Consider the following 8,203-nt stretch of genomic DNA (forward strand, 5'->3'; position numbering starts at 1 on the left):
GATAAAGCAAGCAACTTCTTTTTCATACACGCAATCTCCTTTGCTGTTTATTGAATGAGGAAAACCTTATCACAAAAGCGGCCCTGTCCGAAGGACAGAGCCGCTTTCCTGAACGGAATCAGCGCCTTTCTCGATCGGACGGTCAGGCATCCTGCGTCTGTGCGCACCCAAAGCGGCCCGCCGGGCGGACCTGATCGGCGTAATAAAAGCGGCTGAACAACAAACGCATCGCAAGCCCCTCCCTGACTCAGAAAGGTGATCTCTCTTTACTTTCGTAGCATACAGCTTTAAAGAAATAAAGTCAACCGTCATTTTTGACAAATTCAAAATGCCGTCTGGGGAAAACGGGAACGCGGCAAAAAAAGCGGGGCGGAAAACGGCTGGGAGAGCGGGGCGCAGGCCGTTGTGCGATTTGAAAAAAGAGGGCCCGGGCAGGGCCCGGGCAGGGAAAAAGCTGCCGTTGACAATTTTGAAAGGGGATGCTATATTGGTACAGTATTTTTGGAAACGCTCTGAGCGGCGGTTTGCGGCAAAGGCCGCACGGCGACAATCGAACAGACAGCTTTCACCGCGGATCGCAGCTGAACGTCCCGAAAAAGACGAGACTTTTAGCCGCAAAATGGGTCCGGCGGTGCTTCTTTTTTTCAGGGCCGCGCAGGCATCCGCAATGGGCATTCTCCCCCGAAAGGGCGGGCATGATACAAGAGCAATCTACAAAAGGTAAGGTGAGTGGCATGTCAACCAAATTCGTATTCGTCACCGGCGGCGTGGTCTCCGGACTGGGCAAGGGCATCTGCGCCGCGTCCCTGGGCCGTCTGCTCAAGCAGCGGGGCCTGCGGGTGCGCAACCAGAAGTTCGACCCCTATATCAACGTGGACCCCGGCACCATGAGCCCCTATCAGCACGGAGAAGTCTTCGTCACCGACGACGGCGCCGAGACGGATCTGGATCTGGGCCACTATGAGCGGTTCGTGGACGAGGACCTTTCCGGCAACTCCTCCGTCTCCTCCGGCAAGATTTACTGGTCCGTTCTGAACCGGGAGCGCCGGGGTGACTATCTGGGTGCCACTGTTCAGATTATCCCTCATATCACCAACGAAATCAAGAGCCGGGTTTACGCCATGGCCTCCGAGGATGTGGACGTGGTCATCACCGAGATCGGCGGCACCGTGGGCGACATCGAGTCCCAGCCCTTCCTGGAGGCCATCCGCCAGGTGTACGCCGAGCGACCCCGGGGCGATGTGCTGTTCATCCATGTGCCGCTGATCGTCCAGATCCCCGGCAGCGGCGAGCTCAAGAGCAAGCCCACCCAGCACTCCGTCAAGGAGCTGCTGAGCCTGGGCATCCAGCCGGACGTGCTGGTGTGCCGGTGCGATGTGCCCATCACCGACGATGTGAAAAAGAAGATCGCCCTCTTCTGCAATGTGGAGCCGGACTGCGTTATCCAGAACACCACTGCGGAGACCCTCTATGAGGTGCCGCTGCTGATGGCCAGGGAGGGACTGGACGAGGTGGTCTGCCGGAAGCTGGGCCTCATCACCCACCAGCCGGATCTGCGGGAGTGGAGTGCCATGGTCCGCCGGGAGAAGAACGCCCACCGGAAGGTGCGTATCGCCTTGGTAGGCAAGTACACCCAGCTCCACGACGCATACCTCTCTGTCGTGGAGTCTCTCAACCACGCCGGTACGGCCAACGACGCCGTGGTGGACATCAAGTGGGTGGATTCCGAGACGCTGACGGAAAAGAACGTGCGCGAGGAGCTCTCCGACGTGTCCGGTGTGCTGGTGCCCGGCGGCTTCGGTGACCGGGGCATCGAGGGCATGATCTGCGCCGTCCGCTACGCCCGGGAAAACGGCGTGCCCTATTTCGGCATCTGCCTGGGGATGCAGATGGCGGTGATCGAGTTTGCCCGCCACGTACTGGGTTATGCCGACGCCAACTCTTCCGAGTTTTCCGAGACCAGCCAGCACCCGGTGATCGATCTGATGCCGGACCAGGTGAACATCACGGACAAGGGCGGCACCATGCGCCTGGGCAAGTACCCCTGCGTGCTGCTGGAGGGCACTCGCAGCCGGGAACTGTACGGCCAGCCCGAGATCTCCGAGCGGCACCGCCACCGCTTTGAGTTCAACAACGACTACCGCGAGGAGATGCAGTCCCACGGCATGACGCTGGCGGGCCTTTCTCCCAATGGCCGCCTGGTGGAGATCGTGGAGCTGCCGGACCACCCCTGGTTCGTGGGTGCCCAGTTCCATCCGGAGTTCAAGAGCCGTCCCGACCGGCCCCATCCGCTGTTCTTCGGCTTCATCCGGGCAGCGCTGGAGCGGGGAGAGAACGAGAAGTAAGCGCATCGGAGGTACACCGGGCCGGAGACGGCCCGGACCGCAACGAAGGACCCTTCCAAACAGGAACTTGCCTGCCTGTGGGCGGGCGGCACCGGAAAAGCCTCCCGGGAGGCTTGCAGAAAGGATGGTACCGTGAATCATTTTCATCAGATTGCTGCCCTGCTGGAGCGCTATGGCCTGGACGCCATGCTGCTCACCGGCGAAGCAAACCGCTTTTATGCCTCCGGATTCCACTCCGCCGGAACGGACGGCGTGGCTCTGGTCACCCGCAAGAAGGCGTATTACTTCACCGACTCCCGCTATACGGAGGCGGCGGGCCGCTGCGTGCAGGGTGCGGAGATCCGGGAAGTGGGGCCGGGCCGGGGATATGCTGTGCTGCTGACCGAGGCACTGGGCGAGCAGAAGGTGTGCCGGCTGGGGTTTGAAGAGGCGTATATGACGGTGCTGGAGCATGAGCGCTACCGCAAGGCGCTGCCCTGCGAGCTGGTTCCGGCCACGGAACTTTTGCAGCAGCTGCGGACCGTGAAGGACGCCGAGGAGCTGGACGCCATGGTGGCGGCTCAGCGGATCGCGGAAAAAGCACTGGACGTGATCCTGGAGGAGATCCGCCCCGGCGTCACGGAGAAGGAGATCGCCGCCCGGCTGCAGTATCTGATGCTCCATTTCGGCGCGGAGAACATGTCCTTTGATCCCATCGTGGTCTCCGGCCCCAACGGAAGTCTGCCCCACGGTGTACCGGGGGAGCGGGCCATCCAGCGGGGAGAGTTCGTCACCATGGACTTTGGCTGCATTTACCACGGGTACTGTTCCGATATGACCCGTACCGTAGCGGTGGGCTTTGCCACGGAGGAGATGCAGAAGGTGTATCAGACCGTGCTCTCCGCTCAGCAGGCGGGGATCGCCGCCGCCCGGGCCGGGGTCACCGGGCGGGACGTGGACGCCGCTGCCCGGGCAGTCATTGCCGCCGCCGGGTACGGGGCGTATTTCGGACACAGCTTCGGCCATGGTGTGGGGGTGGAGATCCACGAATCCCCCAACGCCTCCCCCTCCAATGAACAGCCCCTGCCTGCCGGAGCGGTGATCTCGGCAGAGCCGGGCATCTACCTGCCGGGGAAGCTGGGCGTGCGGATCGAAGATGTGATTTTGCTCACGGAGACCGGCTGCCGGAACCTGACCAAGGCCCCCAAAGAGCTGCTGATTTTGTGATAAACGATTACGGCGCGGCAGTTTTGCCGCGCCGGCATTTTTTCTCTCTTTTGCGGCTTGACAACCGCCGCCGGGCGGCGGCATAATCAATCAGGAATACAAATGTGACGCAATGTTACGTGAAAGGAACGAAACGATGGATACCATTTACATCACCGGACACCGAAACCCGGACACCGACTCCGTAGTCTCTGCCATGGCGTACGCCGCATTGAAAAACGCTCTGGGAGACCGGCGGTATCAGGCTGCCCGTCTGGGCCAGGTCAGCGACGAGACCCAGACCGTGCTCAACCGGTTCGGAGTCCAGCCCCCCAAGCTGATCGGAGACGTCCGCACCCAGGTGCGGGACCTTGCCTACGATACACCTCCTACCCTCTCCGCAGCCGCCACCATCAGCCGCGGCTGGCAGACCATGCAGGCGGAGAAGATCTCCGCCATTCCCGTGGCCAACGAGGACGGCACCCTTTTCGGCATGCTCTCCGCCGGCGACGTGGCCAACTACGACATGTCCTCCGTCCGCAATCCCCAGGTAGCGGAGATGCCCATCTATAACCTGCTCTCCGTGCTGGAGGGCAAGATCCTCAACGCCGACGGCGAACTGCGGGATTCGATTTCCGGTGAAGTGACCATCGCGCTGCCGGTGTGCCGGGAGAATTTGCTCTTCTCCAACCGGGACAGCATCGTCATCTGCGGCGACCAGCCGGATATGATCCGCCGGGCACTGGAAATGCAGGTCAACTGCATCATCGTCTGCCAGGCGGAGGTGAGCCAGGATCTGCTGGACATGCAGACCGGCACATGCATCATCTCCACCCAGTATGACGCCTACCGGGCGGTGCGCCTCATTTATCACGCCCTGCCCATCTCCCACATCTGCAAGACCAAGGATCTGGTCTGCTTCCATCTGGACGATTACATCGACGACGTGCGGGATACCGTGCTGGAAAGCCGGTTCCGCGCATACCCGATCCTGGACGAGGAGGAGCGCGTGGTGGGCACGCTGTCCCGCTTCCATCTGCTCAAACCCCGCCGCAAGCAGGTGGTGCTGGTGGACCACAATGAGAAGGCCCAGTCCGTGATGGGTCTGGACCAGGCGGAGATCCTGGAGATCGTGGACCATCACCGTCTGGCGGACATCCAGACCAACAACCCCATTTACGTCCGCAACGAGCCGGTGGGTAGCACTGCCACCATTGTGGCCGGTATGTACCAGGAAAAGGGACTGATGCCCACCGCCAAGATGGCGGGACTGCTGGCCTCCGCCATCGTTTCCGATACCGTCATGTTCAAGTCTCCCACCTGCACCCAGCGGGACATTGATGTGGCAAACCGCATGGCCCGCATCGCCAACGTCTCTCTCGATGAGCTGGGCAAGGCCATCTTCTCCGCCACCTGCGGTGACGACAAGAGCGCTGAGGCCATTTTGTATACGGATTACAAGGAGTTCCACATCGCAGGTCATGACCTGGCGGTGAGCCAGGTCACCTGCATGGACTCTGAGCGGCTGCTCAAGCGCAAGGATGAGTTTTTGAAGATCATGGCTGACATTCGGCAGAAGAAGAAGTTCGACACCGTGGTGCTGATGATCACCGATGTGCTGCTGGAGGGCAGCCAGCTGCTCTATGTGGGCGATGAGGAGACCATCCACCAGGCCTTCAACATCAAGGGCAGCGAGAACTGTGCCTTCGTGCCCAAGATCATGAGCCGGAAAAAGCAGGTCATTCCCATGCTCTCCGGCCTGTGGGGCTGATGGGCTGTTTCGGTTCCTGCAAAAAGAAACCCGGAAGGGAAGCATTGGCTTCCCTTCCGGGTTTTTGTATGGCTGGTAATGCTGCCGCAGGCGGGGTCAGCGCCGCAGGGCGTCTCCCAGAAGGGCCAGCAGCGCGGCAATATCCTCCGGGGTCAGGTCCCGGGGCGAAGGGTCGGACGGATTCATGGCGCTCACCGCCTTCTCCGCCGGTGCAGGCGGACGGAGAGGGGCACGGAGGCGGCCGTGAGCACCACAGCGGCCAGGGCGGCGGTGAGAAGCACGGAGAAAAGGGTGGGGGTGCGGTCCAGGTCCGGGGCGATGCCGGCCACGGCGCCGGCGCTGCCGCACACTAGGAAGATGATGAAGAACATCAGGAGACGTCCCCGCTCCGTGCCGAAGCGGAACATCAGCGGCAGCGTCAGGTCCAGAACACACACGCTGACGCACAGCGCCAGCAGCAGGGCGGCGGGGGAGGCGCTGCGGGCAGCTGGCAACACCAGGGAGAGCACCGCCTGCAAAAGCAGGGAGGCCGCGGTGGCCGCCAGGATGAACAGCCATCCGAAGACGTATTTGCTCAGCACGATGTCCCGGTCGGAGTAGGGCATCATGGCCGCCAGCTGGTTCCATTTGCTCCGCTCGTCGTAGGCCATGGCGGTGTAGGGCAGCATGGCGGCGTAGATGACGGCGAAGACGGCGTTGAAGGAGCCGGGGATGGCGGAAAAGACCAGGATTACCAGAAGAAAGATCCGGGTCTGCTTCCACATGACATAGAAGTCCTTTAAGATCAGCGCCTGCATGAATCCTTCCCTCCTTTCACCAGAAAGAGAATGATGTCCTCCACGGTAGGCCGTTCCAGCTCCAGCGTGGCGGGGACTTCGCTCCGCCGCACCAGGCACCGGGCGCCTCCCAGCCCGCTGGAGACCCGGCCCACCACGGCCTCGCTGCGGAGGCTGTCGGCCTGTTCCGCTGTGCCCACGAAAATGGCGTATTCCTCCAGAAGGCGGTCCTTCTCATCGCAGAAGAGGAGCGTCCCCTGGTGCAAAAAGGCGATGTAGTCGCAGAGTTTTTCCAGGTCCGAGAGGATGTGGGAGGAGATGAGGATGGAATGGTCTTCTTCCCGGGTAAACTCGTTGAACAGCTCCAGCACTTCGTCCCGGACGATGGGGTCCAGGCCGGCGGTGGCCTCATCCAGCACCAGCAGCTTGGGATCGTGGGCCAGGGCGGAGGCAATGGCCAGCTTCATCTTCATGCCCCGGGAGAAGTCCTTGAACTGCTTGTCGCGGGGCAGGGAGAAGCGGTCCAGATAGCTGTCATAGCGGTGCTTGTCCCAGCGGCGATAGGTTTTGGCGAGAATTTTTCCCACCTGGACGGCGTTGAGCGTCTCAGGGAAGTAGGCCTCATCCAGCACCACCCCCACATCCTCCTTGGCCGTGAGGACCTGCGGAGAGGCGGTGTCTACCCCCAGCAGGGTGCAGCGGCCGCTGTCGGGCCGCAGGGCGCCCATCATCAGACGGATGGCCGTGGTTTTTCCGGCGCCGTTTTCCCCCACCAGTCCGCAGATGGTGCCGCTGGGAACGGTCAGGGACAGGTCCTGGATGGCAAAGCCCGGAAAGGCTTTGCAGACATGGGACAGCTCGATGGCATTCATAAAGAGGAATCCTCCTTCAGCAGGATGTGGAGCATTTCCGTCAGTTCGCCGGGAGATACACCGCACTGGGCCGCAAGCTCCACGGCGGCGCCAAGGTGATCCTCCAGCTCCTTGAGCTTTTGCTCCCGGATCAGATCCAGGTTCTTCTCCGCCACGAAGCACCCCTTGCCGGCCACGGTGTACAAAAAGCCGTCGGCTTCCAGCTCGTCGTAGGCCCGCTTCGTGGTGATGACGGAGACCCGGAGATCCTTGGCCAGCGCTCGGATAGAGGGCAGGGCCTCTCCGGGCGAGAGCTTTCCGGCGATGATCTGGGCCTTGATCTGGGAGTAGATCTGCTCGTAGATTGGTTGGTTGTTGGTATTTCGGATGATGAGTTCCATGGAGATCCTCCGTTCGTACTGTACATGTACAGTATATACACTATGCACAGATTGTCAAGGGGGGTGGGTGAAATTTTTCTTTGTGGGGTTTGGCACTAGGAAATGGCCGGAAGATGTGATATACTTCCCAGTTAGATTCAAAATAGGAGGGTTTTGGCTTGGAAACCGTCAGCGGTGTGAGCAACTGGAAACTGGTGATCCGGCGGGAGGAACAGGCGGTCTGCATCCTCCGGGGCGTGACCTGCGATGAGCGGGCCGTTTTGCCGGAGGAGCTGTTCGGCCTGCCGGTGACGGAGCTGGGGGGCCACGCCCTCTCGCCCACTGCCCCCGCCCGGGCGGACGGGGAGGAGGTGCTGGTCTCCTGCGGATTGACGGGCGGGGAGGCCCAGTGGGACAACCGCCGCCTGACGGACCTGACGCTGCCCGCCGCCCTGCGGAAGGTGGGGGATTACGCCCTGCTCAACTGCAGCAATCTCAAGACCCTTCGCCTCCACGACGGTGTGACCTTCTGGGGCGGCGGTGCACTGATGAACTGCCGCAGCCTGGATACCTTCTTCCTCACCCGGATGGGGGAGCAGCAGGAGTCCCTCTCCTACTTTGCCGACGAGCTGAGCCGGGAGTTGGATGTGACGATTTACGAGACGGATGGCCAGATGGTGCATCTGGTGTTCCCCGAGTATGTGGAGGCCTATGAGGAGAACTGCCCCGCCCATCACTTTGATTACAACATCTACGGCGCCGGCTATCCCTATCACCACTGCTTCCGCCAGAAGAAGCTGAGCCTGCGGGAGTATGACACGCTGTGGAAGGGCTTTTTGGGGATGGAGCACGACGAGGAGAGCGGGCTGCGGCTGGCGTGGTGGCGGGTCCGCTA

Annotated in this window: 7 protein-coding genes; 4 read left to right on the plus strand and 3 right to left on the minus strand. The window is 61.5% G+C overall.

Features of this window, described 5'->3' with window-relative positions:
• Positions 1–734 precede the first annotated feature (734 nt).
• The 3 genes from QZL67_RS03510 (at position 735) to QZL67_RS03520 (ending at position 5,301) form a co-directional block, all read left to right on the plus strand.
• Entirely contained in the window at positions 735–2,345 is a 1,611-nt protein-coding gene (locus QZL67_RS03510; RefSeq protein WP_022289389.1) for a CTP synthase, read from the plus strand.
• A 132-nt stretch (positions 2,346–2,477) separates the two neighbouring features.
• Positions 2,478–3,551 carry a Xaa-Pro peptidase family protein gene (locus tag QZL67_RS03515; protein ID WP_022289390.1) on the plus strand — a complete coding sequence of 358 codons (1,074 nt, stop codon included), beginning with the start codon at positions 2,478–2,480 and terminating at the stop codon, positions 3,549–3,551.
• Between the two features lie 136 nt (positions 3,552–3,687).
• Entirely contained in the window at positions 3,688–5,301 is a 1,614-nt protein-coding gene (locus tag QZL67_RS03520) for a putative manganese-dependent inorganic diphosphatase (RefSeq protein WP_022289391.1), read from the plus strand.
• A 191-nt stretch (positions 5,302–5,492) separates the two neighbouring features.
• Here QZL67_RS03520 and QZL67_RS03525 read toward each other — a convergent pair whose 3' ends face one another.
• The 3 genes from QZL67_RS03525 to QZL67_RS03535 are packed head-to-tail and all read right to left on the minus strand — an operon-like array spanning position 5,493 to position 7,329.
• Complete coding sequence (locus QZL67_RS03525) at positions 5,493–6,098, minus strand: ABC-2 transporter permease (protein WP_022289393.1); 606 nt, start codon at positions 6,096–6,098, stop codon at positions 5,493–5,495.
• Positions 6,086–6,949, minus strand: coding sequence for an ABC transporter ATP-binding protein (locus QZL67_RS03530; protein WP_022289394.1), 864 nt, complete (start codon positions 6,947–6,949; stop codon positions 6,086–6,088). Before QZL67_RS03530 ends, QZL67_RS03525 begins: the two co-directional genes overlap by 13 nt.
• Positions 6,946–7,329 (minus strand): GntR family transcriptional regulator, encoded by a 384-nt coding sequence (locus QZL67_RS03535; protein WP_022289395.1) that lies wholly within the window; start codon positions 7,327–7,329, stop codon positions 6,946–6,948. Before QZL67_RS03535 ends, QZL67_RS03530 begins: the two co-directional genes overlap by 4 nt.
• 158 nt (positions 7,330–7,487) lie before the next feature.
• Here QZL67_RS03535 and QZL67_RS03540 point away from each other — a divergent pair.
• Positions 7,488–8,203: leucine-rich repeat protein (locus QZL67_RS03540; RefSeq protein WP_292919780.1), on the plus strand; the 716-nt coding region annotated here is incomplete at its 3' end.

Source organism: Oscillibacter sp. CAG:155 (assembly GCA_000436875.1).
Taxonomy (GTDB): Bacteria; Bacillota; Clostridia; order Oscillospirales; family Oscillospiraceae; genus Oscillibacter.

What these genes read in the sequence shown, in the direction of transcription:
- QZL67_RS03530 (WP_022289394.1), bottom strand. Translation starts at nt 6,949, where the DNA reads ATGAATGCCATCGAGCTGTCCCATGTCTGCAAAGCCTTTCCGGGCTTT.
- QZL67_RS03510 (WP_022289389.1), top strand. Translation starts at nt 735, where the DNA reads ATGTCAACCAAATTCGTATTCGTCACCGGCGGCGTGGTCTCCGGACTG.
- QZL67_RS03525 (WP_022289393.1), bottom strand. Translation starts at nt 6,098, where the DNA reads ATGCAGGCGCTGATCTTAAAGGACTTCTATGTCATGTGGAAGCAGACC.
- QZL67_RS03520 (WP_022289391.1), top strand. Translation starts at nt 3,688, where the DNA reads ATGGATACCATTTACATCACCGGACACCGAAACCCGGACACCGACTCC.
- QZL67_RS03535 (WP_022289395.1), bottom strand. Translation starts at nt 7,329, where the DNA reads ATGGAACTCATCATCCGAAATACCAACAACCAACCAATCTACGAGCAG.